The organism is Rahnella selenatireducens (genome assembly GCF_046449555.1).
Classification (GTDB): Bacteria; Pseudomonadota; Gammaproteobacteria; order Enterobacterales; family Enterobacteriaceae; genus Rahnella; species Rahnella selenatireducens.
On record NZ_JBKEZJ010000007.1, the window covers coordinates 31,111 to 56,606 of the forward strand.

The 25,496-nt window shown below is 54.1% G+C and carries 23 protein-coding genes; 14 read left to right on the forward strand and 9 right to left on the reverse strand.

The window, feature by feature from the left end; translation table 11 throughout:
- Nucleotides 1-43: 43 nt before the first annotated feature.
- Both ACLBVC_RS13125 and ACLBVC_RS13130 read right to left on the reverse strand, forming a co-directional pair.
- The gene (locus tag ACLBVC_RS13125; RefSeq protein WP_410149970.1) at nt 44-406 is read right to left on the reverse strand and encodes a cupin domain-containing protein; all 363 of its coding nucleotides are present in this window, start codon (nt 404-406) and stop codon (nt 44-46) included.
- A 127-nt stretch (nt 407-533) separates the two neighbouring features.
- A complete protein-coding gene (locus ACLBVC_RS13130; RefSeq protein ID WP_410149971.1) occupies nt 534-1,139 on the reverse strand; it encodes a transglycosylase SLT domain-containing protein in 606 nt (201 codons plus the stop codon).
- Nucleotides 1,140-1,338: 199 nt separating this feature from the next.
- Between ACLBVC_RS13130 and ACLBVC_RS13135 the strand changes: the two genes are divergently transcribed.
- A complete protein-coding gene (locus tag ACLBVC_RS13135; RefSeq protein ID WP_410149972.1) occupies nt 1,339-2,316 on the forward strand; it encodes a GlxA family transcriptional regulator in 978 nt (325 codons plus the stop codon).
- 79 nt (nt 2,317-2,395) lie between these two features.
- Nucleotides 2,396-3,406 carry a type I glyceraldehyde-3-phosphate dehydrogenase gene (gene gap, locus ACLBVC_RS13140; protein ID WP_410149973.1) on the forward strand — a complete coding sequence of 337 codons (1,011 nt, stop codon included), beginning with the start codon at nt 2,396-2,398 and terminating at the stop codon, nt 3,404-3,406.
- Nucleotides 3,407-3,541: 135 nt separating this feature from the next.
- Here the strand turns inward: gap and ACLBVC_RS13145 are convergent, their stop codons facing one another.
- Nucleotides 3,542-3,952, reverse strand: a complete 411-nt coding sequence (locus ACLBVC_RS13145; RefSeq protein WP_410149974.1) for a VOC family protein — start codon at nt 3,950-3,952, stop codon at nt 3,542-3,544.
- A 252-nt stretch (nt 3,953-4,204) separates the two neighbouring features.
- Between ACLBVC_RS13145 and ACLBVC_RS13150 the strand changes: the two genes are divergently transcribed.
- The 3 genes from ACLBVC_RS13150 (at nt 4,205) to ACLBVC_RS13160 (ending at nt 7,699) form a co-directional block, all read left to right on the forward strand.
- Nucleotides 4,205-4,663, forward strand: a complete 459-nt coding sequence (locus tag ACLBVC_RS13150; RefSeq protein WP_410149975.1) for a MarR family winged helix-turn-helix transcriptional regulator — start codon at nt 4,205-4,207, stop codon at nt 4,661-4,663.
- 189 nt (nt 4,664-4,852) lie between these two features.
- The gene (locus ACLBVC_RS13155) at nt 4,853-6,601 is read left to right on the forward strand and encodes an MFS transporter (RefSeq protein ID WP_410149976.1); all 1,749 of its coding nucleotides are present in this window, start codon (nt 4,853-4,855) and stop codon (nt 6,599-6,601) included.
- A gap of 48 nt (nt 6,602-6,649) precedes the next feature.
- Nucleotides 6,650-7,699 carry an HlyD family secretion protein gene (locus ACLBVC_RS13160; protein ID WP_410149977.1) on the forward strand — a complete coding sequence of 350 codons (1,050 nt, stop codon included), beginning with the start codon at nt 6,650-6,652 and terminating at the stop codon, nt 7,697-7,699.
- Between the two features lies 1 nt (nt 7,700).
- Here the strand turns inward: ACLBVC_RS13160 and ACLBVC_RS13165 are convergent, their stop codons facing one another.
- Together ACLBVC_RS13165 and ACLBVC_RS13170 are read right to left on the reverse strand one after the other, a co-directional pair.
- Nucleotides 7,701-8,714: an isopenicillin N synthase family dioxygenase gene (locus ACLBVC_RS13165; protein ID WP_410149978.1), complete on the reverse strand. Its 1,014-nt coding sequence runs from the start codon at nt 8,712-8,714 to the stop codon at nt 7,701-7,703.
- Nucleotides 8,715-8,872: 158 nt separating this feature from the next.
- The gene (locus ACLBVC_RS13170) at nt 8,873-9,748 is read right to left on the reverse strand and encodes an NAD(P)-dependent oxidoreductase (protein ID WP_410149979.1); all 876 of its coding nucleotides are present in this window, start codon (nt 9,746-9,748) and stop codon (nt 8,873-8,875) included.
- A 215-nt stretch (nt 9,749-9,963) separates the two neighbouring features.
- On the opposite strand from ACLBVC_RS13170, the gene ACLBVC_RS13175 reads away from it, so the two are divergent.
- Both ACLBVC_RS13175 and ACLBVC_RS13180 read left to right on the forward strand, forming a co-directional pair.
- Entirely contained in the window at nt 9,964-10,335 is a 372-nt protein-coding gene (locus ACLBVC_RS13175) for a protein YebF (RefSeq protein WP_104922019.1), read from the forward strand.
- Nucleotides 10,336-10,532: 197 nt separating this feature from the next.
- Nucleotides 10,533-12,662, forward strand: a complete 2,130-nt coding sequence (locus ACLBVC_RS13180; RefSeq protein ID WP_410149980.1) for a TonB-dependent siderophore receptor — start codon at nt 10,533-10,535, stop codon at nt 12,660-12,662.
- Between the two features lie 84 nt (nt 12,663-12,746).
- On the opposite strand, the gene ACLBVC_RS13185 is transcribed toward ACLBVC_RS13180, so the two are convergent.
- The gene (locus tag ACLBVC_RS13185; protein ID WP_410149981.1) at nt 12,747-13,865 is read right to left on the reverse strand and encodes an ABC transporter substrate-binding protein; all 1,119 of its coding nucleotides are present in this window, start codon (nt 13,863-13,865) and stop codon (nt 12,747-12,749) included.
- A gap of 174 nt (nt 13,866-14,039) precedes the next feature.
- Between ACLBVC_RS13185 and ACLBVC_RS13190 the strand changes: the two genes are divergently transcribed.
- Entirely contained in the window at nt 14,040-14,306 is a 267-nt protein-coding gene (locus ACLBVC_RS13190; protein WP_104924725.1) for a YjbD family protein, read from the forward strand.
- Between the two features lie 62 nt (nt 14,307-14,368).
- Here ACLBVC_RS13190 and ACLBVC_RS13195 read toward each other — a convergent pair whose 3' ends face one another.
- Both ACLBVC_RS13195 and ACLBVC_RS13200 read right to left on the reverse strand, forming a co-directional pair.
- Nucleotides 14,369-15,985 carry a rhodanese-like domain-containing protein gene (locus tag ACLBVC_RS13195; protein ID WP_410149982.1) on the reverse strand — a complete coding sequence of 539 codons (1,617 nt, stop codon included), beginning with the start codon at nt 15,983-15,985 and terminating at the stop codon, nt 14,369-14,371.
- Nucleotides 15,978-16,583, reverse strand: coding sequence for a cysteine dioxygenase family protein (locus ACLBVC_RS13200; RefSeq protein ID WP_410149983.1), 606 nt, complete (start codon nt 16,581-16,583; stop codon nt 15,978-15,980). The genes ACLBVC_RS13195 and ACLBVC_RS13200 overlap by 8 nt, the downstream gene beginning before the upstream one ends.
- A 195-nt stretch (nt 16,584-16,778) precedes the next feature.
- Here ACLBVC_RS13200 and ACLBVC_RS13205 point away from each other — a divergent pair, with 195 nt between their 5' ends.
- From ACLBVC_RS13205 to ACLBVC_RS13225, 5 genes are all read left to right on the forward strand, one after another.
- The gene (locus tag ACLBVC_RS13205) at nt 16,779-17,687 is read left to right on the forward strand and encodes a LysR family transcriptional regulator (protein ID WP_410149984.1); all 909 of its coding nucleotides are present in this window, start codon (nt 16,779-16,781) and stop codon (nt 17,685-17,687) included.
- Nucleotides 17,688-17,918: 231 nt separating this feature from the next.
- Complete coding sequence (locus tag ACLBVC_RS13210) at nt 17,919-19,016, forward strand: LLM class flavin-dependent oxidoreductase (RefSeq protein ID WP_410149985.1); 1,098 nt, start codon at nt 17,919-17,921, stop codon at nt 19,014-19,016.
- Nucleotides 19,017-19,076: 60 nt separating this feature from the next.
- Nucleotides 19,077-19,982: an ABC transporter substrate-binding protein gene (locus tag ACLBVC_RS13215; RefSeq protein ID WP_410150165.1), complete on the forward strand. Its 906-nt coding sequence runs from the start codon at nt 19,077-19,079 to the stop codon at nt 19,980-19,982.
- A gap of 208 nt (nt 19,983-20,190) precedes the next feature.
- Nucleotides 20,191-20,418 carry a hypothetical protein gene (locus tag ACLBVC_RS13220; protein ID WP_015697366.1) on the forward strand — a complete coding sequence of 76 codons (228 nt, stop codon included), beginning with the start codon at nt 20,191-20,193 and terminating at the stop codon, nt 20,416-20,418.
- A 155-nt stretch (nt 20,419-20,573) separates the two neighbouring features.
- A complete protein-coding gene (locus tag ACLBVC_RS13225) occupies nt 20,574-21,428 on the forward strand; it encodes a pirin family protein (RefSeq protein ID WP_410149986.1) in 855 nt (284 codons plus the stop codon).
- Between the two features lie 73 nt (nt 21,429-21,501).
- Here ACLBVC_RS13225 and ACLBVC_RS13230 read toward each other — a convergent pair whose 3' ends face one another.
- Nucleotides 21,502-22,671, reverse strand: a complete 1,170-nt coding sequence (locus tag ACLBVC_RS13230) for a serine hydrolase (RefSeq protein WP_410149987.1) — start codon at nt 22,669-22,671, stop codon at nt 21,502-21,504.
- Between the two features lie 459 nt (nt 22,672-23,130).
- Here ACLBVC_RS13230 and ACLBVC_RS13235 point away from each other — a divergent pair, with 459 nt between their 5' ends.
- Nucleotides 23,131-25,437, forward strand: coding sequence for an FdhF/YdeP family oxidoreductase (locus tag ACLBVC_RS13235; protein ID WP_410149988.1), 2,307 nt, complete (start codon nt 23,131-23,133; stop codon nt 25,435-25,437).
- Nucleotides 25,438-25,496 lie beyond the last annotated feature (59 nt).

Below are 25,496 nucleotides of genomic sequence, written 5' to 3' on the forward strand. Positions count from 1 at the left end.
AAATATATTCCTAACTAACTCAGGCACAAATCCCTTTTCTTTTTCATAACTCTCCGCCACCAACTTTCTCTTCAATTTCTCCATAATGCACGGCCAGCCAGATAGTGATTTCATTGGCAGCTGTCCATTCCACACGGTGTTTGCATAACGCAGGAATATTGATGTAATCACCGGCGTGCATTACCCGCGCCTGCGTTTCGTTTTCAAATCGCAACGCGGCTGAACCTTGCAGAACTGTGACCCACTCGCTTTGTTCCTGGCAATACCAGAAATATGGTGGACTCGCCTGGCCGGTCGAAACAATTCTCTCGATACGAACGCCCGGCGTGTTTAATACTGCTTCGAAGGTTTCGTTTTCCTGCGCACTGGCAGTAACCGGTAAACCGGCGAATAAATTAGACAGCATGCGGACTCTCCTTTTCATCAGATTTCAGCCGTTGAAAACTGACAACGCTACGTGAATTCTGAATTTCTGGCAGTACCATAATGCTGCAGAATTCACGTAGCGCACTCTTCATTTTTGCCGGTTTCGGCTATAACCCAGCATAAACTTTCTCGACCTTCGCCATATATCTCGGTGCCTGCGGCGCCGGATGATACTGACGAACATGCCAGTTAAACGCCTCCGGCGTTAGCTGATTGATCATCTGAATTGCCGTCTGGCGGTTTGGGGAAAATGTCCGTAATAAAGCGCCTGCTCCGTTGGCGTAAGCGACTTCTGTAGCATACCGACGTGTCAGCGGATCGTTAATCCAGTTTAATTGCTGATGCTGTAATCCGCTGAGATATGCCGTGCCTAAATCAATGTTGGTTTCCGGGTCATGCAATTGCCTGTTGCTCGGACAACCGCGTTTACCTTTATAACGGTAAGCATCACAGCCACTGGTCGAGGCTTTAAGTTGCATCAGACCAATCGCATTCGACGGGCTGACGGCGTCCGGATTGTAACTGGACTCAACCTGAATGATTGCTTTAATCAGTTTCCGGTCGACTTTGTAATTATCCGCCGCATCTTCAATTTGATCGTCATAAGCGTGGGTATCGTATTTTTTATAATGCGTTTTGCCAGAGCAACCCGCCAGAATCATCAGCATGATTAACAGGCTGATCCGTGACGGCTGTTTGAGTAATGAATTCATGAAATCTCACGGTTGAATGCGTCATTTTAGACGCTGACAAGATACCCTTTACGGCAATGAGTATCATGGTTTAATTACATTTTCTCGCATTTTACGTGTGCCAAAAATGCGTGATACAACCCCCCTGCCGTTTTATCCTCCGCAGGTCTTGCCTCAATAGCGTGTTGACTTATTTAGTACGCATTGTATTTTTAATGCCATGAAAACTTTTCTGATTATCGTCCCTGACGGGGGCATGCTATTCGAAGCGGCCGGTATCGCCGACATCCTTATGCAGGCGAATCGTCTGATGCCTGCTGACGGGACGAATTCGCTTTATCAGGTCACGGTCGCCACCACGCAACCTCACCGCGTGGTTCACGGCGTTTCCGGCCTGAATTTGCTGGCGGACCACCGGCTTTGCGAACTCGACCCTGAACTTCCCCGCGACACTATCCTGATCACCGGCAAAGGGCTGACCGAAGAAGAAGGTTCGGACGTCGTTGACTGGGTCAAACGCGCGGCACCCCATGCAAAGCGTGTTGTCTCCATTTGTGGCGGAGCCATGTTACTGGCGAAAACCGGCTTGCTGGATGGGCGTCACGCCACAACGCACTGGCGATTACTGGACACGTTGCAGGCTGAATTCCCGCAGATTACCGTCGAACGTGGCCCCATTTATGTGCAGGATGGCCCGGTCTGGACTTCCGGCGGCGTCAGTTCCGGCTTTGACCTCACGCTCGCGCTGGTGGAAGACGATCAGGGTTTTAATCTCGCCAGAGACGTAGCACAGGATTTAGTGATGTTTCTGCGCAGGCCTGGTGGACAGGCACAGTTTAGCCGCTACCTTTTGAATCAGGCCAGCGAAGGCCCTATTCGTGAGCTTCAGCTCTGGTTACCGGAAAATCTTACCGGCGATTTATCCGTTGAAGCCCTCGCCGAACGTGCTGCCATGAGCCCGCGTAATTTTACCCGGGTTTTCACCCGCGAAACCGGGATCACGCCGGCCAAATATGTTGAAGAAGTCCGCCTTAATGCGGCCAGGCAGCGGCTTGAACAAACCACACAAGGCGTCGAACAAATCGCACAGGCCACCGGATTCGGCGGTGGTCTGAATTTGCGGCGTGTTTTTGAAAGGAATTTACAACTGACTCCGACGGAATACCGGGAACGCTTCTGCTCACGCATGTTGGCGTAAATAGATCTTTTATTGTCATTTACGCCATACCTCCTTCGATCTACATTACATGCAGGTCTGATAATAAAGGAGTTTCATCATGGTCAAAGTTGGTATCAACGGGTTCGGCAGGATTGGTCGAAATGTTTTGCGCGCGGCACTGGGTCGTGATGACTTCCAGGTTGTCGCCATCAACGATCTCACCGACAGTAAAACCCTCGCGCATCTTCTGAAATATGATTCACTCTCCGGCACGATAAATGCCAAAGTTGAAGTGGGCGAAGGGCAACTGCTGCTCGATGGCAGAGCGATTCGCGTGTTCTCCGAAAGAGATCCGGCTGCGATTCCGTGGAGCAGCGTCGGCGTGGATATCGTTATCGAGGCGACCGGCTTCTTCACTGAAAAAGACAAAGCCGAATTGCATATCACCCAAGGCGGCGCGAAACGCGTCATTATTTCCGCACCCGCTAAAAATGACGACATCACTATCGTGATGGGTGTCAATGATGGCGACTATGACCCGGCCAAACACAAAGTGGTCAGCAACGGCAGTTGCACGACCAACGGTCTGGCACCGGCGGCGCAGGTTCTGCATTCAACCTTCGGGATTGAGCATGGCCTGATGAACACCACGCATGCGTATACCAACAGTCAGGCGTTGCACGATCAGCCGGAGAAAGATTTACGCGGTGCGCGTGCGGCGGCGGTGTCGATTGTTCCGTATTCCAGTGGAGCAGCCAAAGCTATCGGTAAGGTCATTCCTGAACTGGATGGCAAAATGACCGGTTATTCCCTGCGCGTGCCGGTTCCGGTTGTGTCGATTGTTGACCTGACCGTCAACCTGAAACGCGAAGCCACGGTCGAAGAAATCAATGCAGCATTCCGTAAAGCTTCGGAGTCTGGCCCGCTGAAAGATATTCTGGGCTACAGCGAAGAACCGCTGGTTTCCAGCGATTACCGCGGCGACCCGCGTTCTTCGATTGTTGACGGGCTTTCCACGCTGGTTATTGGCGGCAAGCTGGTGAAAATTCTGGCCTGGTACGATAACGAATGGGGCTTCTCAAACCGTCTGGTTGATCTGGCCCTGCTGATGGAAAAAAGAGGTTTATAGCTCCTTCTTCCCTGTCAGACAGTATAATGACACACCGCCGTAAGGCGGTGTTTTTACAGTTGTCCCAATAAACTCCCTGTATTGAATAATATATTGTATGTTGTAACTAAGCATCTGCCTTTTGAACGAAATGCATTACTCCTGCGGGCCTATTTTCATAAACGGATTATAGGCAATTTCCCACAGATGTCCGTCAGGATCGGCGAAGTAACCCGAATATCCGCCCCAGAAAACTTTCTGGCCCGGCTTGATCAGCGTACCGCCCGCCTTCACTGCCTGTTCTAAAACGGCGTCCACTTTTGCTTCGCTGGCGACAGTCTGCGCCAGTGCCATTCCGCGAAATCCCTGACCTTGCGGGCTGACTTCAGCATCTTTGGCCAGATCTTCCCACGGAAACAGTGACAGCCACGCCCCTGCCAGCTCAAAGAAACTTACACCGTCAGAGTCAATAACCACTTTGGGGAACCCCAGACCGTTCTGGTAAAACTCCGTTGCGGCGGCTAAATCCTTAACACCGAGCGTAATCATATTGATGACAGGTTGCATAACTGACTCCAGGCTATTGATTTGAAAAATCACAAAAATACAGGCTGTACGTAATTATCAGCGTACTTGCCTGAATATCAAACAGCACGGGTTTGACTTGTGAGTAAGCACACTGAACGAATTTTGGAATATACACGATGTTTTCCTGTTGTCTCAAAATGTTAATGGAGCCGGGTGATTAATGGTAAATGTTGCTGATCGTGCTAATCTTACGCCACTGAAAACCTGCTTACGCCCGACAGTGAGGAACCTTTGACCACTATACGCCGCCGCCCGGAAGCCTCCATTCCCAGGCTCCGTTTCCTCCCGGAAACTATCCATATAGGCCGTCAGTTGCGCACTTACTGTGATGCCCGTTTCAAAACCATTGGGCTGACGCTCGCCCGCGGGCAGGTGCTGTTGCACTTAGAGGCGGCTCAGGGTCGTCTGCCTCAGGGAGAGCTAACCGCCCTGCTGGAAGTCGAGCACCCAACCGCCATCCGCCTGTTTGACAGCCTTACCGAGCTGGGTTTGCTGGAACGCTGCCCCGGAGATTCTGACCGTCGATCGAAAGACATTAAGCTGACAGATGCCGGAATTGAACTGGCGAATCAGGTTCGCAGCATGACCGATGACATTTTGATCCGCGTAATGGAAGGCATTCCGGATAAAGATATTGATGTCGCCCGCGACGTTCTCGCCAGCATCACCGCCAATATCGCCGCGCTTTAGTGGCGTTTTCCCCTTCCCGTTTGCCCCCCATTCCTCTGCATTAATCACTTGCGTTACTGATTTGTTATTCGTTATTTGCGTTTGTAAATATCACCAATATGAATAATTGGACTAGACACATCTGAAACGCCTTATTACATTATGTAGCAAGCTACAAACTAGTTGGGTAACGACTTACAAGGCATAACGATGACGACGCGTTCTGATTCAGATGTCCGGCAGGACGCCGGTGAATTAACAACACGGGATGCATCACCAGAAAAAGAACTCTCCACACCACCGCCTGAAGGATTACCGAAACCGCAGCCAGCCTCGGTGCCTCCGTCACAGCATCACCCTTTCGCCGTCCGGGTCAGTACCTGGCTCTGGCACTATCCGCGTGGCCGGATTGCAGTTTATGCGCTGGCCTCGCTGATTATTGGCCTGACGCAGGGGCTGGGGATTAACCTGGTCAGCTCGAATCTGACGGGTATTCAGGGCTCGCTGGGTATTTCCAATGTCGAAAGCTACTGGCTGGTGGCAGCCTATACCGCGACCAGCGTCACCGGCACGATCCTGCTTTATAAAATCCGTACCCAGTTTGGCTTCCGGCGTTTCGGGGAATACGGGCTGCTGTTTTTTGCCGTGGCGTCTCTGGCACAAACCTTTACCCATGATTTTCAGACCGCGCTGGCCGTGCGCGCCGTGATGGGTTTTGCGATGGCCTCTCTCGGTCCGCTGGCGTTGTTTTATATGTTCGAGATTTTCCCACCGGCCAAAAAACTCACCGCCGGGCTGTGTTTCGGACTGGCGGGTAGCCAGATTGCCCTGCCGGTTTCACGCATTATCTCGCCCCATCTTCTCGATCTCGGCCACTGGCATCAGCTGACGATGCTGGAATCCGGTCTTTCCCTGATTTGTCTGGCAATTATCTGGATCCTGCCGCTGACGCATCCGCCGCGCGTAAAAGTATTCGAACGCATCGACTGGATCAGCTATCCGCTGATCGCCACCGCCGTCGCCTGTATGTCCGTGGTGCTGACGATGGGCCGTTATTACTGGTGGCAGGAGAAAGACTGGATCGGCGAAGTGCTGGTGGTCGGGATTATTGCGCTGACACTGTCTTTTATGGTCGAGCTGAAGCGTAAGAATCCGATTATCGATTTGCGCTGGTTGATGACGCCGGAAATGCTGCTGTTCACCGGCTCGATGCTGTTTATCCGTATGCTGCTTTCCGAACAAACCACCGGCATGGTTGGCTTTCTGAATCTGGTCGGCCTGGTGAATGACCAACTGGTTACGCTGTTTTACGTGATTCTGGCCGCGACTGTTGCCGGGCTGGTGGTCGTCAGCATTATTCATAAAGCGAACCGCATCGTTTATATCCATCTGTTTTCCATTGCCCTGATTGCCGTGGCTTCGCTGATGGACGCCAGTTCGACTGCGGACACCCGGCCAGAACAGTTTTACCTGACACAGGGCATGATTGCGTTTGCCGGTGCCATCTTTCTTCCGACGTCCTTATGGCTGGGTTTTATCCGCGCGTTGCAGTTCGGGCAAAGCCAGATCATCAGTTTCGTGCTGGTGTTTCTGTCGACGCAGAACGTCGGCGCACAAGTCGGCGGCGCTTTTCTGGGCACTATTCAGATATTGCGTGAGAAGTATCATTCCGCCGTTCTGGTTGAACATATCAGCTTGCAGAATCCGCTGGTGGTCGAACGAATTTCCCAATACAGCCACCTGCTGAAACCGGTTCTGGCGGATAGCACACAGCTGAGCGCCGAAGGTCTGGCGCAACTGAGCATTAAGATCACCCAGCAGGCAGGACTGCTGGCCTACAACGATGTTTTTAGGGTGGTTTTTTATATGTCGCTGGGCTGTATCGCCGTGCTCGGCGGACACATTATTGCCGGAAGGATCCAGACAAAAAAACGCGCAGCCTCCGAAGCGGTTGCCTGAATAAACAGATCCTGTTGACGAATTAAAACGAGGTATACGGACAAAGTGATGAAAAATATCTTTCGTTATCCATCCATTATTGTAGTGCTTTGCTTAGGTATTATTGGCGTGATGATTGTGTTGTACAGCTGGCAGCTGTTTCCGTTTAACTCCAGGGTGGAATCGACCGATAACGCCTATATCCGGGGGAACGTCACCCTGCTCAGCCCGCAGGTTTCGGGTTACATCACCGGGGTGAAAGTGCAGGATTTTATGCCGGTGAAAAAAGGCGACGTACTGTTTGTGATTGACGACAGCACTTACCGGCAGGAGCTGTTACAGGCCGAAGCCGCGGCGGCGCAGGCGCAGGTGACGCTGCAAAACTTCGAGCAGAACCGTGCGTCCGGTGCTGCCAGCCTGCAACTTGAAGAAGCGGAATTGCAAAGCGCGCAGGCAACACAAAGCAAGGCGTCACTCGATACCCATCGCAACAGGCCATTGCTGCAAAAAGGATTGGTGTCAAAAACCACCGGAGATGAACTTCAGGCGGCGTTGCTGACAGCGGAGGCCAACGTGGCAAAAGCGCGCGCATCCGTGAATATTGCACGCCAGAGTCTCGCGCTGGTGGAAGCCAATAAAGCGTCGCTGGCTGCGGCATTAAAAGCCGCGCAGGCAAAAGTTGAAGTGGCACAAATCAATTTACAGCACACGCAAATTGTCGCGCCGTCCGACGGGCAGCTAGGCGAAATCAGCGCCCGTATCGGGCAATACGTCAGCGCCGGAACGCAACTGACATCGGTCACGCCAAAACAGGTCTGGGTGACGGCGAATTTTAAAGAGCGCCAGCTGGCGGGAATGGCTGTCGGGACGCCCGCATCATTCACGGTGGATGCACTGAACGATCATCCGTTTAAAGGCCACGTTGTGCGGATTTCTCCGGCCGCCGGTTCGGAATTTAGCGTTCTGAAAGCCGATAATGCGACCGGAAATTTCACCAAGATTTCTCAGCGTATTGCGGTACGCATCGAGCTGGAACCGGATCAGGCGCAGAGCGACCAGCTGCGACCGGGAATGTCCACCGTCGTCAGCGTTGACACCTCAAAGGCACCCAAAATTTGAATCAGCCGACAATATCGGCGTAATAGCGCTGCGCAACGTCAGGATGAGAGCGCAGCCGCCCTTTCAGATAGTTGAATCCTACGTCGCGGAACAGCGGATTAAGCGGATCGCTGGCATCGCCACGGGCTTCTTTAGCCAGTTCAGGCGGCAGCGGAAATAGCGGTACAACGGCATCCAGCTGCGCGCCGAGGAAAAAGGCCAGCGAAAGCCGTTCGCCTTCAGCAGGCGGAGACACCACGCGGTGAACCGTCGCACGCAAGTAACCGTTGGTGGCCAGCTCCAGCAGTTCGCCGATATTCACCACCAGCGTATCCGCCACCGGCAGCGCATCGACCCATTGATTTTCCTCAACTTCAACCTGCAAACCACGCTGTTGATCCTGCAATAAAAAGCTCAGGAAACCTGAATCTTTATGCGCGCCGACGCCCTGATTTCCTGCGCCAGCCGCCCGCCCCGGATAGCGGATCAGCTTAATGTGTTCATTGGGTTTTTCGCCGTAAAGCGGATCAAAGGCGTCTTCCGGCAGTTTCAACGCCAGCGCAAAAGCACGCAATAAACGCAGCGACATCGCCGTCATTTCTCTCTGCCAGCGCAGCAGCAGCGGGCGCAACTCAGGCAATGTTTCCGGCCACTGATTGGGCCCCTGCAATCTCGCCCACGCAGGCGTTTCTCCGCTTACCGGTAATTTTGGCCGTTCGGCACCCAGATCAAACTGTTCGCGCCAGTCCGGCTGACCGCGGGTAATCTCTGACGCAGCGCGATTATAGCCGCGAAAATGCGGGGAATGGATCATGGCGACGGCCAGCTTATCCTCTTCCGGCAAGGCAAAGAACTCCCGCGCCACGCGCTGGACGTCATGAAGCAACGTGGCATCCACACCGTGGTTTTTCAGATAGAAGAAACCAATTTCGCGGGCGGCGTAACGCAACTGCGACAAAAATGTTTCGCGCTCTTCTGGCGTACCGGAAAACAGGCTGAAATCGACCAAAGGGATAGTTGTTGACGTCTGGCTCATTGCTTACTCCGCCGTGATTATGGGTGATAATCGTCAACGCTATCACAGCGCCGGAGCGGCCGACCAATAGCCAGATAATCTGGTTTATGCTTCGGGGTTATGAAAAACTACGCGGGATATTAACCGGTTATAACACGCCCGTCCGTGGGCCTCGACGGTCAGCGGGAACCAAGATAGCGGTAAACCACCGCCAGATCCTGATCGCCATAACCGCCATCCACGGCGGCCTGCCAGGTTTCACTGATGCGTTTCATTACAGGCAACTCTAGCTTACTGCCCGCATCAATCGCCAGATTGATATCTTTGAGCGCCCAGGTCAGCTGCATCTGCGGGGTGTAATCGCCGCTTTTGAACATCGCCATTTTACCTTTGATGTAGGGCGCCGCCAGCGGACCGCCGTCGAGCACGTCCCACAGGTCATCCGGCGTAAAGCCCAGTTCTTCGGCCAGTTGGGTACTTTCGGCGATACCTTCCATCATGGCAATCAGCCACGCGTTAACCACCAGTTTCATTTTAGACGCACGACCGGCTTCACCCAGCCATTTAGTGGCTTTCGAAATGGCGGCAAAAACCAGTTCAACTGCCGCACCCACCTCGCGATCACCGCTGGCCAGCACCACAATTTGCGCCTGTTCAGCGGGCGCTTTGGTGCCAGAAACCGGCGCATCAAAGAACACCACGTCCGGGCGCTGTTCTTTAATCAGCGCAATCAGCGATTCAGTGGCATCGACGCCCAGCGTTCCCATTTGCGCGATAATTCCGCCCTGCTTCAGCCCTGCTAAAAGCCCGTTATCGCCCTGATAAACTTCCAGAGACGTTTTGCCGTCCGACAACATCGTTATCACCACATCGGCACCTTCTGCGGTTTCGCGCGGTGTCAGGCCGCGTTGCGCGCCCGCCTTCACCAGATCGTCACCACGCGATGCTGTCCGGTTCCACACGCGGGTGGTGAAACCTTTTTTAATCAGATTGGTGGCAAATGCGTGTCCCATTGCCCCCAGACCGAGCACCGCGACTACAGGTTGCTGACTCATGTCTTACTCCTTGTGCAAACGTTAAGTGTATTCAAAAGGCTATCATCGCAGACCCTGCGGCGGAACCGGCTTCTGTAACCGAATGCAACAGAAGGGCTTATAATACTTAACCTCTGTTGGCGAACTGGCGTAACATACGCGCTTTCGTGCCGGGATTTAACAATAATGCCCGACAACTCTGATTTGACTGAGAATTTTCAGGAGCTGCAAGCACTATGAGTAAAGTCGTATTAATCGGAATCATTTCCGTCATTTTCGCCCTGATGGTGCTGATGCTGGGCTCGGTCTATGTGTATCCGTGGTGGATGCAGCGCACGACTGAAGGCGCATGCAGCACCATCACCAAAGATAACGCCATCGACACTGTGACCCGCGATTACATGCAAAACCGCATTCCCAACTGGGGCAATGATAAAGATAATATGGGCACCTCCGTGCCGGTGTTGAATTTCATCAGCGATGACGTCAAAGAAGACAAAGGCACTTACCACATTCCTTTCAGCGCCAAAGGGCCGAACGGCACGCTGGGTTATGTAGCGCACTTCAACTGCTCAAACCATTACGTGAAATATTCCACCGTCGAATAATTCCCGCTTTTCCTCCCCTTCACCGGGGAGGAAATCGTCAGCCCCCCTTCCTTTTCCCCACGCCACCCCTGTTCCGCCCCGGAATTGTAACTATTGAAATTGTTAAATTTGTTTCTCTTTGTAAAAGCCTTGATTAGAATGAAAAGCGTTATCATTTGCATTTAATGCTTTTTGTCATTCTTTTCAGGGATATTCACATGTCTGGTATAAAAGCCCCACGCAGGGCGGCCAACGGATTCAAAAAATCCGTGCTGGCTTTGGCTATTTTGAATTGTTCCCCCCTTCTGGCTGCGACACAAACGTCTGAAGATTCCATCACCGTCAATGCGCAGGCTGACGCGCTGGATACCACCGATTACAGCGCATCGCAAAGTTCGACGGCCAGCAAAGGCGATGCGCCACTCAGCGAAACGCCGCAGTCCGTCAGCGTCGTCACACAGTCGATGATTCAGGATTACGACGTCACCTCGCTCGATGACGCAATGAAGTTCGTCAGCGGCGTGACGCAGGGTAATACGCTCGGCGGCACGGAAGACGGTTTCGTGAAACGCGGATTTGGCGCTAACAGCGACGGTTCCATTCTGATTGACGGCGTGCGCAGTAATCAGGGGCTGGGTTTTGATTCCACTATCGATCGCATCGAAGTGCTGAAAGGATCGGCGTCTTTGCTGTACGGGATCCAAAACCCCGGCGGCGTGATCAACATGATCAGCAAAAAGCCACAATATGACTGGAATACCCGCGTCAGTGGCCGCACCGGCGGTTTCGGCGGCGGTGCGGGGACGATTGACGTCACCGGCCCGCTGGGCAACGGTTTTGCATTCCGCATGATTGCCGAGCGTCAGTATGAAGATTACTGGCGTAACTTCGGCAGCGACTCACATACCCTGCTCGCACCTTCCCTGAGCTGGTTTGGTGAGAAAGCCAGTTTCAATATCAGTTATCAGGAATACAAATACGATATTCCCTATGACCGTGGAACTGCGTTTATCAACGGCAAACCTGTAGATATCCCGTATAACCGCCGTCTGGACGAACTGGCAAACCACGCCTGGGGTAAAACCAAACGTCTGAACACCACCTGGGAATATCAGGTCAGCGACGACTGGAAAACCCGTCTGACGTACGCCTGGCAGCAACGTCGTTATGACAGCAATGAAGTGCGTGCTACCGCCGTTAATACGGAAACCGGGGCTGTCACCCGCCGCGCAGATGCCAACCGAGGCTTCAATCATCAGACCAGTTACACGTCATGGGACTGGATTGGCAATCAGAAGATCTTCGGCATGATGAATGATCTGCTGATTGGCGTTGATTATGAGAAGAACGAAACCTATAAGCAGTATTCTTATCGCGGTAAAACGTTCAGCACATTCAACATGTACGATCCTGTGTACGGCGTGGAGCCCACCACCAACAGCAGCACCTATTCCGACAGCAACAGTAATCTGCGCAATACGCTCTACAACAAATCCATCTATCTCAAAGACAGCATTCATCTGACCGATAAATGGATTGGCGTCGTGGGTGGCCGTTACCAGCATTACAACCAGAAGCAGACCTCCGGTTTCGTGACACCGACACAAAGTCTGGACGATACCGATAACAAGTTCCTGCCGCAGATTGGCGTGGTGTATAAGCTGACCGACGATCTGTCCTTCTATGCCAACTACAGCAAGTCGTTCACGCCATCGACGGATACGGACGATGACGGCAATGTCTCCAAACCAGAGCTGGGTACCACGTACGAAGTCGGTACCAAATGGCAGATTTCGCCACGTCTGGATGCCACGCTGGCGGTGTACCGTATTGATGAAGAAGATATGTCGGTCTACATCAACGGTGTGACGCGCAATATCCCGAAAGCGCGGTCAACCGGTGCAGAAGTCGAGCTTAACGGTGAAATCGCCAAAGACTGGAATGTCACCGCCAACTACAGCTATGACAAAACCGAAATCACCGAAGATAACGTGAACTCATCCAACGTCGGTAACCGTCTGGTGAATGCTCCGACCCATATGGGTAGCCTGTATCTCAGCCATACCCTGCGCTGGTCGGTGGTGCCGGGGGACATTCGTATTGGCGGCGGTGCGCGTTATGTTGGCAGCCGCGCCGGTGATCCGGAAAACAGTTTCACTATGCCGGATTACACCGTGGCCGACGCCTTTGTGGCTTGGGACAATCAGCTGCTGGGCAAGCATACGCAGATTAAGCTGAACATGAATAACCTGTTCGACAAAGAGTATTACTCGTCGAGCGCCGGAAACCTGCGCGTGATTGAAGGCGAGCCGCGCAATGTGGTGCTCTCTGCGGCGGTAGATTTCTGATAGAAGAGGTTCTGATATACAAGCAAACCGGCACGCCATTGTGCCGGTTTGTTATTGCCTGCTATTCAGGATGACGTGGCGGAATTATTTCGCCGGTGGCAACTGACTCCAGTAGGTGCCGCTGAACGGCACAGGCAGGAACTGCGTGTACAGCTCTTTCATGGTTTCCTGCGGATCAACATCTTTAAACAGTTCCGGATACAGTGCTTTAGCGAACACTTCCACATCGACCATGTGATACGGGCTGAGATAGAAATTATGCCAGACGCTGTACGCCCGCCCTTCGCGCACAGCCTTCAGCGTGGAAAGCACCGGCTGTTTATCCATAATCTGCCGGAAACTTTGCTCCGCTTCCAGCTGCGTGACTTGTGGCCCCAGCATCAGATTGGATACCCTTTTCCCTTCCGGACCCGCCATGCCCGTGGTGATATACACATCCGGATTGGCCATAATCACTTTCTCTGCGTTGAGATCTCCGTACACGCTGCCAAAAGCGCCTTTGGCGATGTTATCCCCGCCGGCAAACGCCAGAAGATCGGCGAGATTTCCGTGAGAAACCGTGGTGCAGCACCCTTCACGGCGACCCAAATGCAATTGCAGCATCACCGTCTGTCGTTTGCCCTGATATGCCGCGATACGTTCACGAATGCGGTTCATGTGCTGCTGATAGAAAGCAATAAAGCGCGCCGCTTTCTGCGGATGGTTCAGTACATCGCCCAGCAGCTTTACGCTGGGGATCGTGTTATGCAACTGATCTACGCGGAGATCGACGTAGATCACCGGGATCCCCGCATTGGTCAGCGTGACTTCCATCTGGTCGCGATCGGTCTGTTTCTTGGCATACACCGGCAAAATCACCAGATCAGGCTTCAGCGCAATCACCTTCTCCACGTTCAACTGCGTGTAGTTGTTTTGCCCGAGCAGCGGAATAGTGGCGATTTCCGGAAACGCTTTCACGTACATCGCCCAACTCTGCGCATCAAGCTGCGCCATATCGCCTGGCCAGCCAATCACATGCTGCGCGGGGTTTCCGTCCTGCACCAGCGCCAGCGTATACAACATGCGGCTTTCGCCCACCACAATACGCTGCGGATTATCCGGCACGGTCACCGTACGGTTGGAAATATCGGTCACCGTTCTGGCCTGTGCCAGGCCGGAAAATAACAGACAGGAAACCAGCAGAGACTGAGTGAACTTACGCATAACACCTCAAAACCCATCACAAAGGTTGAGATGATAATGATTATCGTTAATTGCTGCAATGTGATGATTGTCCACTGCTACAGGGTTTGCTTACGCGCACTCGCCAGTTTGCAGCGACGCCTGCCCGTAATTCGACTACACTGGTAGCCACTTTCCTCACAGGACGCAGTAATGATGAAAAGACTGACACAACAAGATATGACGGAAAGCGAACAACGCGAGCTGAAAACGTTGCTCGACAAAGCCCGCAAAGCTCAGGGCCGTGAGTTAACCAATTCGGAAAACAACCGGATTAAAGATGATTACATCGACACGCTGATGGCGGAGAAAGAAAAAGTGGCCGCGCGAGCGCGTGCTGAAAAACGCCGCAACAAAGCGGTTCCAAGCACGTCAGCGACTTATGACTGGACTGCCCGCACCCATCCGCGCGGCCGCCGTTAAGAAAAATGACCCTCTTCGTGCATTACGCAGAGGGTCAGCTCAAAACATCTCGTTAAAGGCTTTTACTTCAATAACCTGAAGCCGTGACTCCCATCTTTTTCCAGCTGCGCCACCAGACCGTATTCCCAATCCAGATAATCCTGCATCGCCTGCGCGCTCACCGACGTGCCTTCATACGGACGCTGATAACGATCTTGCGCGTTCTCCAGATATACCGACTCGCCGCGCTCCAGTGATTCTCCGGCGTTAATCCACCCGACCGTTCCCTTTTCCAGCAAATACGTCTCTTTACCGGTCAGCGCCGCTACTTCCGTGACAGCGTAACGTGCCAGCAAACCGCTGGTGCAGGTTACAACCCAGCGCGTTTTCTCCGGCTGTGCGGCAATGACCTGCGGAATATTGCCGCGCGTCGTCCAGACTGCGCCGGGAATACGGCGATTGCGAAAGTTCGCGCTGGTGGTGAGATCAATCACGCCCGTGCTGCCTTCTGCCAGCCAGTGTTGCAGCTGTTCCGGCGTGACAGATTCAACGGCAGGCGCAGGCGCGACCTGAGCTTTCCAGTCACCCTGTTCTGCAAAATCTTCTGCATTAAACTGTGCGACGTACACTTCCCAGTTCATCTGCGCCAGCCATGACGCTGCCATCCGGGCGCGCACACCATCACTGTCGGCCAGAACGACGCGCGCACCGCGCACCGTCGCATAATGATCGGTTTCCTGGACCAGCTGGCCGCCGGGAGCATGCCGCGCACCGGTGAGATGTCCGGCACGGTATTCTTCCGCCGTGCGGACATCAAACAGATACAATGTTCGTTGCGGATCCTGTTGCCACTCATGGATTTGTGACAATGTCACTGAACGCACGCCCGCACGGATTGCCAGCGCCTGCGCGCCTTTCAGGGCAATGCGACGGGAATCTTCGCTCAGCGCCGGATAATGGGCATGTTCCTGATGCGCCAGCGTTTGCCCCGCCAGCGTCCAGCCGATGGTGCCGTTGCGTAACGCCGCAACCGGCTGCGTGAATCCGGCATTGATCAGCGATTGCGTACCGATAATGCTGCGGGTACGACCGGCGCAGTTGACGATGATTTGCGTTTTATTATCGGGCACCACGTCGCGTAAACGCAGCGCCAGTTCTCCGCCCGGCACGCTCACGCCGCCAGGAATACTCATCGTCTGAAACTCATCGAACCGGCGCACGTCCAGCACCGCCACGTTCGCGCCCTTGTCCTGTAACGCCTGCACTTCAATGGCCGTCAGCGATGGAGTTTTATAATGATGCTCAATCCATTCGCCAAACGCCTTACTCGGCGCATTCACATCAATAAAAATCTCACCGCCCGCTTCTTTCCAGCCTGCCAGATCACCCGCCAGCAGCGCGATATCCCTGTAACCCAGCGATTTCAGCAATGCCGCCGCGCGCGTGGTTTTGCGTTCACCACGGCGTTCGTCATAAAACTCACCGTTATCATAGAGCGTGATGGCGGTCTGCCGGTTAGGAATGCGGTCATGCACTTCCAGTTCCAGCTTAGACAACGCCAGATTGGCAGCAAACAGAGGATGTCCGGTGGCAAACGCCCCTTCTTCACGCAGATCAACCAGAGCCACTTCCTGCCCGTCGCGCAGGGCCTGATGCAGTTGTGAAAAATGACGCAGAGGTAACGGATGAGATTCAGACATGAGTGTTCTCTTTTGACAGATCCCAGATATTGGGAATGTGTGAATTGGAATAACCGGAGATGAAGGTTTTTTCGGTGCCGTCCGGCAGATAAACCGCCCGCGACACCGCGCCGATATTGCCGCCGTAGACGTGAATGCTGACTGAAACCCGGTCGTCATACAGGTTGCTGACCTGATGGATATCGAGTAAATCCGGCGCGATTTTTTCCACATCGCCTGGCTGTAACGTCACGCCCGCGCCTTCTGGATGCAAACTGCCGTCGCTGTGGCGGACATAATTCTGGCTGGTTTCACCGCCGCGCAGCATGCCAATCAGCCCCCAGACGCGGTGATCGTGTACCGGCGTTTTCTGCCCCGGTCCCCAGACAAAACTGACAACGGAAAAACGTGAAAGCGGGTCTGTATACAACAGGTATTGCTGATAATGCTCAGCGTGCGGCTGCGCGGTATCATCCGGCAGCCAGTTATCCGTGCTAACGAGTTTTTCCAGCAACGTACTGCCCTGCGCCAGTAATTCGGTCTGCCCGTGAGGCTCCTGCACCAGCCGGGTAAAATCCGCCAGAAACTGCCGCAGCGATGCCACCTGTAAAGCCGCCATACCTTCACCTCTTTCTTCTCTACGCGATCCTGATTTCTCTCAGGCTAGCACCGGTCAAACTCAAGCAAAATTCATTTTATGGATAAGCTAATATGCAATTCACACATAAAAATGTGCGGTGGGATCCAGCGTCACCAGTGGAATTGTTTTATCCTGTGGAGACGCATAACGCTTATTTTCCGATATTGGGTCCCGATGAAAATTGAAGATTTGACCGCTTTTGTGGCGGTTATCCGGTTGCAGTCAACGCGACTTGCGGCTGATGAGCTGGGGCTGACGCAGCCGGCAATTACCCGCCGGGTGCAGAATTTCGAAGAGTCGCTGGGTATTCCGCTGTTAAACCGCCAGACCAAACCCCTGAAACCGACGCTGATGGGCAACCGCGTTTATCAGCAGTGCCGTCATATTCTGCGCGAAGTGGATGCGCTCAGTGATCTGGTCGCCGCCGACAGCCCGCCTTCCGGCCTGTTACGTCTGGCAGTGCCACAGAGCCTGAGCGAAGGCAGCCTGCTTCCCGCGCTGAAGAGTCTCTCCGCGCAGTTCCCAGAGATTCAGCCGCGCCTCTCCAGCGGCTGGGGTGAAGAGTTGTTGTTACGCATTCAGCGTCAGGAACTGGAGGCTGCGGTGGTACTGTTTCCGGCCAGCAAGCAATTCCCCGAGGGCGTGGAAAACCAGCCACTCGGCGCGGTTGACCTGGTGGTTGTCGGCCCGAAAGCCACCGGCCCCCTGCCACAAAGGCTGGAAGATTGTTATCAGCGCGGCTGGATCCTCAATCCCGAAGGCTGCGGTTTTCGCGCCGCCCTGCAACGCGCCCTGACCGAACAGGGTTTGCCGCTGCTCATCAATCTCGAAGCCTTTGGCACCACGCTCCAGTTATCGCTGATCGCCGAAGGCCGCGGGCTGGGACTGATGCCCAAACCTTTGGTGGAACGCCATCCTCTGCGGGATGAACTCGAGATTTATGCCCTGAAGGATTTCGCCCCGCGAAGCCAGTTATGGCTGGTGTATCCGAATGTCCCAGCCAGCCAGGTTCCGGCGATTGATGCCTTTGCAGCGGCAGTAGCCGAGGGGCTCGATCTTGGGGTTACCGCCCAAACGGGCTGAAACCTTGGGTTGCCCCCCTAACCGGCCTTAATTTTAAAATCAAAACCTTGGGTTGCCACCCAAGGTTTTGACTCAAGCCAACGGCTAAAGCCCCACCCCATACAATGCACATTTTTTATATTAGCTTATCAATATAATTAATTTTTAACATAATGGCATTCCGTTTAAGGTGATAACTCCTGCCAGCGCAGCCACAATTCCGCTGGCCTCTGACCCGAGGAGTGACAGCCTGTGAGCGTGCAATTTATTGGTATGATCGGCCATCGTCTGGCATCTGAAATCATCCCGCCGACCGGTCCAATTTTTGATAAGCAATATATCGCGGATTTCGCCCGTGCCCATGAAGACGCCGGTTTTGACCGCATTCTGGTGGCATACGCCTCTGACCAGCCGGACGCATTTCTGGTGACCGCCCATGCCGGTGCCAGCACTTCCCGTATTCATTTCCTGCTGGCGCATCGCCCCGGTTTTGTCGCACCGACGCTGGCTGCCCGTAAACTGGCGACGCTCGATCACCTGCTCGATGGCCGTCTCGCGGTACACATCATCAGCGGCGGCAGCGACGCCGAACAGAAACGCGACGGCGATTTCGAGCCGAAAGACTCCCGCTACCGCCGCACTGACGAATACATCGACGTGTTGAAACAGAGCTGGTATTCGGAAAAAGGCTACGACCATCAGGGCGAGTTCTATCAGGCGGAAAACGCCTTCTCTGCCATCAAACCTTTCCAGAAACGCTTGCCGGTCTTCTTCGGCGGATCGTCTGATGACGCCATCCGCGTAGCCGGTAAACAAGCCGACGTTTTTGCGCTGTGGGGCGAACCGCTGGACAGCGCCAGAGAAACCGTCGAGGCGGTGAAAGCCTCTGCGGCAAGACATCAGCGGGAGATTGATTTCAGCATTTCGTTCCGTCCGATTTTGGGCGATACCGAAGAAGAAGCCTGGGCAAAGGCGGATGAAATTCTGGCGAAAGCCACCGCGCAGCAGGCGGAAAAAGGGACGGCGCTGGCAGCGAAACCGCAAAGCGTCGGTGCACAGCGGTTGATGAATGCCGTGGCGCAGGGCGATCGTCTGGATTCCTGCCTGTGGACCGGTATCGCCGGGCTGATTGGCGGCGGGTCAAACTCGACCGCGCTGGTCGGTACGCCCGAACAAGTGTCTGACGCCCTGCTGAAATATTACGATCTGGGTATTACCACTTTCCTGATCCGTGGCTTTGACCCGCTTAACGACGCCGTTGAGTATGGCAAAAGCCTGATTCCCCTGACCCGTGCAAAAATCGCCGCACGTCAGGCTGTCCGTCCGACCACCCAGCCCACGCTGGTTTAAGGGATCCCGATGCGAGTTTCTGTAAACACATTAAATACTCTAAAAAATCTGCTGTTAGTGATGTCTTTGATTGGCGGCGTGTCGACTGCCTTTGCCGGGCAGGTCACCCTGCGCGTTGCCGATCAGAAAGGGAATATGCGGGCACAGCTGGAAGCGGCGAATAAACTGGACAATCTGCCCTACAAAATTGAATGGTCAGAATTCCCCGCCGCCGCTCCGCTGGCGGAAGCTCTCAACGCACAGGCCGTTGATGTCGGCATTATTGGCGATGCGCCGCTGCTGTTTGCCGAAGCGGCGGGCGCACAGGTGAAAGCCATCGCCGTCGATAAATCTGACGCTTACGGCACCGCGTTGCTGGTGAAAGCCGACAGCCCGATTAAATCGGCGGCGGATTTGAAAGGCAAAAGCATCGCCACCAACCGCGGTTCTATCGGGCATTTCGTGGCGCTGAAAGCGCTGGCCTCGGCCGGGCTGAGCGCCAAAGATGTCACGTTCCGTTTTCTCCCACCGAGCGATGCCAAGCTGGCGCTGACGCAAGGTTCCGTGGATGTGTGGGCGACCTGGGAACCCTACACCGCGTTTGCTGAAACGCAGGATCATCTGCGTGTGCTGGTGAACGGGCGCGGTTTGTGGTCGGGGAACAGTTTCCTCGCGGCGACTGACACGGCGCTTAAAGATCAGGGTAAACGTCAGGCGATTGCGGATTACCTGCAACGGCTGAGCGACGCGCAGGTCTGGGCGTATAAAAATCTGGATGCCTACAGCGAAAAGCTGGCGAAGATTATTGGCTTCCCGCTGGACGCGGCAAGGCTGTCGTTTGAACGTCGTAAATCCTACTGGCAACCCATCGACGCCGCCACGGAAACGCAGCAACAGCAGACTGCCGATTTCTATCATGCGCAGGGCCTGTTGCCGGTCGCGCTGAATGTCACCGGCACCTTTGACCATTCTTTCCTGCTGAAATAGCGTCACGCCGTTTCTGCCGCACCTTCATAAACACCGGCTTAGTGCCGGTGTTTGCGTTTTTGCCTGCTCTCTTTGTGCGCTATAACACACTGATAAGCCGTGTTTTCCCTGCGTTTCGTAAACTGTGAACTGCCGCCCTGTACGGAAATTTCAGACGTGGTTAATAGAAGACGTCGCCCGTCATCAGGCTCAGCTAACAGGATGCAGCATGGAAAATTACGCGAATAAAAGTGGTGATTCACAGGTTGTCAGCTTCCAGATTGATGCCAACTCGATCAAAGTCCGCTTTAAAAACAATCACGTTTATCTCTACGATATCCGCCATCCGGGGCCGGAACATCTCGAAAAAATGAAAGAACTCGCCCGCGCCGGTTGGGGACTGAACACCTACATCGAAAGCGAAGTGAAAACGGATTTCTCGTCGAAAGTTTTCTGACATCAGGACTGCGTTTCCGGGCGGTTGTGAGCCAGCCGCCCGCGTTTTGTTTACCGTTTCAGCGCATTTTACACCTTGTTAACAATCAGCTGTGACAACCTACGCTGAACCCGCTAGTCTTCGTTATTATCCAGTGTTTTAACGGAAACCTCGCCATGACCCGAAAAATTGTTAAGCAATATAAAGCCTATCGTGATGATATCCGCGATCTGCAAACCCGCCGTCCGGTTCCGGGGCCGGAACTCGAACAGCTTGATCCTTTCCTGTTTCTCAATCATCACGGCCCGCAGGTTTATGCACCGGATAACCTCGGTCTGCCCTTCGGCCCGCACCCGCACCGCGGCTTTGAAACCGTCACGTTGATCCTGCGCGGCGAGCTGGCGCACAGCGACACCGGTGGCCATGAAAGTATTATCGGCACCGGCGGCGTGCAGTGGATGACGGCCGGTTCGGGCCTGATTCACTCTGAACTTTCACCGGAAGCGTTCAAACGCCACGGCGGTGAACTGGAAATTCTGCAACTTTGGGTGAATTTGCCGTCACGGCTGAAAATGACTGCCCCGAGCTATATTGGGTTACAGGCACAAGACATCCCGCAAATTCCGCTGAGCAAAGGACACGGCGCGATCAGCCTGATCTCCGGCAGCGTGGCAGGGGTGACCGGCCCGGTAAAATCACTGACCGATGTCACCCTGATGACCGTTCAGATGAGCGCGGGGAGTGAGGTGACCTTACATGCGCCTGCGGCGCGGCAGGTCTTTTTGTATACGGTAAAAGGACGGCTGAAAATCGATGATATTTCGGCGCAGGCCTGGCATCTGATTGAGCTGGATAACAGCGATGACCGCGTAACGATTACCGCAACCGACGACGCCACATTCCTGTTCGGACACGCCGACAAAATCAATGAACCGGTGGTTTCTCACGGCCCGTTTGTGATGAATACGGTGCAGGAAATTAATCAGGCCATTCTGGATTATCAGGCCGGAAAGTTTGATGTGAAACTATGAGGAATTTTATTAGCAAGGGGTAAACCCATACCCCATCCCAACCTTCCCCTCGTGAGAGGGGAAGGAGCAGAACTTAGATTTTCAGTTTCACGTAGTCAATCGCACGGCTGATGATCCCGCCCTGCGCCACGTCTTCCAGCGCCACCAGCGGCACGGTTTTGATGACTTTACCGTTATCCACGATATTAATGCTGCCCAGTTCCTGCCCTTTTTTCAGCGGCGCGTCAATCTGCGGATTGGTCAGCACGTACTGCGCTTTCAGTTTATCGGCGTCAGACTGCGGAACGCTGATGAACACATCGCTCAGAGAACCGACTTTCACCTGAGAAGTCGCACCAAACCAGACGTGCTCGTTGGAAACGGTCTGATCTGCTTTGAAAATCTGCTTGCTGGTGTATTCGCGGAAGCCCCAGGTCAGCAATTTACGAGCCTGTTCTTCACGCCCTTTTGCACTTTTCCCGCCCATGACGACAGCAATCAGACGACGGTCGCCCTGCGTGGCGGATGCGATAATGTTGAAACCGGCGCTTTCGGTGTGACCGGTTTTCAGGCCATCGACTTGCAGGTTCTTATCCCATAACAGGCCGTTGCGGTTCTGCTGAGTGATGTTGTCGTATGTCAGCGATTTCTCAGCATACATACGATATTCCTCTGGCTCGCCGCCGATAATGGCGCGGGAAAGTTTTGCCAGATCGTAGGAGGTGGTGAACTGCCCCGGCGCATCCAGACCGTGTACGGTTTCGAAGTGCGTGTTGGTCAGGCCCAAGCTGACCACATACTGGTTCATCATGCCGACGAACGAATCCTGGCTTCCGGCCACGTAATCCGCCATCGCCACGCACGCGTCGTTGCCGGAAGTAATGATGATGCCGCGGATAAGGTCACGCACGGAAACGCGGTCGCCCGGTTTGAGGAACATCAGGGAAGAACCCTCAAGGCTCTTGTTACCGGCCACCCAGGCTTCCTGAGGAACGGTCACCACATCGTCCATGGTGATTTTTTTGTGGTCCAGCGCGCGGTCGATAACATAACCGGTCATCAGTTTGGTCAGGCTTGCCGGGTTGCGGCGGTCGTCCGGGTTACCGGCGGCGAGGACATCCCCGCTGGCGTAATCCATCAGCACGAAGGACGCGGCATCAATGCTCGGCGGAACTACCGGAAAATCCAGTGGAGCGACAGCTTTAACGCTGCCTGCGGAGAACATCAACACACAAGATAGGACACTAATTACACTACGTTTCACTGAATCATCCTTAAACGCGCCTTACCGTCAGGTGCAAAATGCGACCCTGCCAGCAGATAAAAAAATACGGAATATTATTTGCCGCATAGGGTGCCCTAAATCGTCGTTCAGAAAAACCCTTAGTCTTTTGCTAACCATTTCATAGTGAAACGGTTCTGTTACATCTTGACCTTAATTTGACCAAAAACCTCACACGGTGCCATCATCATCCTTTCTTATCGCAACCCGCTGTTTTAACTCAGTCTGAAAATTACAACACGCGTCGCATTCTGCCGGTAAAAATCCGTTATTCGTGCAGATTTTTTGGCAATAGACAGATCGAATCACACCATCATGGCATTCGATTAGACGCCGCTGCATCTCCCTCCTAAACTTGTGACATAAAATTAACAATCGGATTAACAATTCACCGTTCTGATTGTTTACAGACCAGACAAAAACCACCTGCGAAGCATAACTATGAAATTTAAAACTGAGATCAAACCCTATCACGGCGCGGCCGGCGGCTGGGGTGCACTGGAATCCACCACCCGTTTCGTCTTCGACAGTAAAAAAGTCCTCTCCAATCTGCGTAACCTGATGCGTGTTAACAAAGGTCGCGGATTTGACTGCCCGGGCTGTGCCTGGGGCGATGATAACCACAGCACCTTCAGTTTCTGCGAAAACGGCGCGAAAGCCGTCAGCTGGGAAGCCACCCGCAAAGCGGTAGAGCCGGAATTCTTCGCCCAGCACAGCGTGACCAAACTGCGCGCTCAGAGTGATTACTTCCTTGAATATCAGGGTCGCCTGACCCACCCGATGCGTTATAACCGCACCACCGACCATTACGAACCGATCAGCTGGGACGCCGCGTTTTCGCTGATCGCCAGCCATCTCAAAGGCCTTGAAAGCCCGGATCAGGCAGATTTCTACACCTCCGGCCGCGCCAGTAACGAAGCCTCTTATCTTTATCAGGTCTTTGGCCGGATGTTCGGCACCAACAATTTCCCTGACTGCTCGAATATGTGTCACGAAGCCAGCGGCGTGGGCCTCAAGCAAAGTATCGGCGTCGGTAAAGGCACCATCCGTCTGGATGATTTCGAAAAAGTGGACGCGATTTTCGTTTTCGGCCAGAACCCCGGCACCAACCATCCGCGCATGCTGCACAGCCTGCGCCATGCGTCTGACCGCGGCGCGAAAGTCGTCAGCTTTAACACCCTCCGTGAACGAGGTCTGGAACGTTTTGCCGACCCGCAAAAACCGCTGGAAGTGGTCACACCAAAAGCCGGACGCATCAGTTCCGCTTACTACCAGCCAAATCTCGGCGGAGACATGGCTGCCGTGCGCGGTATCGTGAAAGCGTTATTGCAGACGCACCGCGAGCGCATTGCTTCCGGTCAGCCTTCCCTGTTTGATGAAGAATTTATTGCGGCAAACTGCGCCGGTGTGGACGAGTATCTGGCTATCGTCGATGACACCAGCTGGGACAAAATCACTGAACAGTCCGGCCTGAGCGAGCAGGACCTGCGCGAAGCCGCGGCGATTTATATGAATGCCGAACGCGTGATTTGTACCTGGGCGATGGGCATAACGCAGCATAAACACTCCGTGCCGACCGTGCGTGAAATCACCAACCTACAACTGCTGTTCGGTCAGCTCGGTAAACCGGGCGCCGGTTTGTGTCCTGTGCGTGGTCACAGTAATGTGCAGGGCAACCGCACAATGGGTATCGACGAAAAAGCGCCGAAAGCCCTGCTCGATGCGATGGAAAGCCACTTCAAATTCACTCCGCCACGCGCTCCCGGCCACAATACCGTTGAAGCGCTGGAAGCTATGCTGCGCCATGAAGCCAAAGTGTTGATTTGCCTCGGCGGCAATCTGGCCGCGGCGGCACCGGACACGCCGCGCACCGAACAGGCGCTGAGCAATCTGGATTTGTCCGTGCAAATCAGCACCAAGCTGAACCGCACGCACCTGACGCCAGGCGCTGAGGCGCTGATCCTGCCGACGCTTGGGCGTACCGAACTGGATATGCAGGCGACCGGTTCGCAGTTCATCACCGTGGAAGATTCTTTCAGCATGGTGCATGCGTCCGAAGGCGTGGGGATTCCGTTGTCTCAGGAACAGCGTTCAGAAACCGCGATTGTCTGCGGTATCGCCAACGCCGTGCTGGGCGACAAATACATGGACTGGATGGCGCTGGCCGACGATTACAACCTGATCCGCGACCATATCGAAGCGACAATCCCAGGATTCAAGGATTTCAACGCGCGCTGTGATATCAAAGGCGGTTTCTATCTGGGGAATGCAGCAGCCGAGCTGAGCTTCAACACCCTGAGTAACAAAGCTAATTTCAGCGCTGCGCCGTTGCCGGATGTACTCATTCCGATGGGCGACCAGAATGCACCGTTTACGCTGCAAACCTTGCGCTCTCACGACCAGTACAACACCACGATTTACGGCCTTGATGATCGTTATCGCGGCGTGTACGGACAGCGCGAAGTCCTGTTCATTCACCCGCAGGATCTGGCCGATTTGGGCCTGAAAGACGGCGAACTGGTGGAAATCGAAACCCTGTGGAACGACGGTATTGAGCGCAAGGTGACTGGGTTTAAACTGGTCAGCTACGACATTCCGCGCGGAAATCTGGCCGCCTATTACCCGGAAACCAACCCGCTGGTACCGATGTCCAGTTTTGGTGACCAGACCCACACGCCAACCTCCAAAGCGGTTCCGGTAACCATCCGCCGCTGCGAGCAAAAAGTCGACCTGCAACGCATCGCCTAACCCGTTCTGAGGGACGCGCCGTAAATCTCCCCTTTTGCTGCAGGGTTATGAGGCAAAAG

Coding starts and splice junctions, on each gene's coding strand:
- ACLBVC_RS13125 (WP_410149970.1), bottom strand. CDS start 406: ATGCTGTCTAATTTATTCGCCGGTTTACCGGTTACTGCCAGTGCGCAG.
- ACLBVC_RS13130 (WP_410149971.1), bottom strand. CDS start 1,139: ATGAATTCATTACTCAAACAGCCGTCACGGATCAGCCTGTTAATCATG.
- ACLBVC_RS13135 (WP_410149972.1), top strand. CDS start 1,339: ATGAAAACTTTTCTGATTATCGTCCCTGACGGGGGCATGCTATTCGAA.
- gap (WP_410149973.1), top strand. CDS start 2,396: ATGGTCAAAGTTGGTATCAACGGGTTCGGCAGGATTGGTCGAAATGTT.
- ACLBVC_RS13145 (WP_410149974.1), bottom strand. CDS start 3,952: ATGCAACCTGTCATCAATATGATTACGCTCGGTGTTAAGGATTTAGCC.
- ACLBVC_RS13155 (WP_410149976.1), top strand. CDS start 4,853: ATGACGACGCGTTCTGATTCAGATGTCCGGCAGGACGCCGGTGAATTA.
- ACLBVC_RS13160 (WP_410149977.1), top strand. CDS start 6,650: ATGAAAAATATCTTTCGTTATCCATCCATTATTGTAGTGCTTTGCTTA.
- ACLBVC_RS13165 (WP_410149978.1), bottom strand. CDS start 8,714: ATGAGCCAGACGTCAACAACTATCCCTTTGGTCGATTTCAGCCTGTTT.
- ACLBVC_RS13170 (WP_410149979.1), bottom strand. CDS start 9,748: ATGAGTCAGCAACCTGTAGTCGCGGTGCTCGGTCTGGGGGCAATGGGA.
- ACLBVC_RS13175 (WP_104922019.1), top strand. CDS start 9,964: ATGAGTAAAGTCGTATTAATCGGAATCATTTCCGTCATTTTCGCCCTG.
- ACLBVC_RS13180 (WP_410149980.1), top strand. CDS start 10,533: ATGTCTGGTATAAAAGCCCCACGCAGGGCGGCCAACGGATTCAAAAAA.
- ACLBVC_RS13185 (WP_410149981.1), bottom strand. CDS start 13,865: ATGCGTAAGTTCACTCAGTCTCTGCTGGTTTCCTGTCTGTTATTTTCC.
- ACLBVC_RS13190 (WP_104924725.1), top strand. CDS start 14,040: ATGAAAAGACTGACACAACAAGATATGACGGAAAGCGAACAACGCGAG.
- ACLBVC_RS13195 (WP_410149982.1), bottom strand. CDS start 15,985: ATGTCTGAATCTCATCCGTTACCTCTGCGTCATTTTTCACAACTGCAT.
- ACLBVC_RS13200 (WP_410149983.1), bottom strand. CDS start 16,583: ATGGCGGCTTTACAGGTGGCATCGCTGCGGCAGTTTCTGGCGGATTTT.
- ACLBVC_RS13205 (WP_410149984.1), top strand. CDS start 16,779: ATGAAAATTGAAGATTTGACCGCTTTTGTGGCGGTTATCCGGTTGCAG.
- ACLBVC_RS13215 (WP_410150165.1), top strand. CDS start 19,077: ATGTCTTTGATTGGCGGCGTGTCGACTGCCTTTGCCGGGCAGGTCACC.
- ACLBVC_RS13220 (WP_015697366.1), top strand. CDS start 20,191: ATGGAAAATTACGCGAATAAAAGTGGTGATTCACAGGTTGTCAGCTTC.
- ACLBVC_RS13225 (WP_410149986.1), top strand. CDS start 20,574: ATGACCCGAAAAATTGTTAAGCAATATAAAGCCTATCGTGATGATATC.
- ACLBVC_RS13235 (WP_410149988.1), top strand. CDS start 23,131: ATGAAATTTAAAACTGAGATCAAACCCTATCACGGCGCGGCCGGCGGC.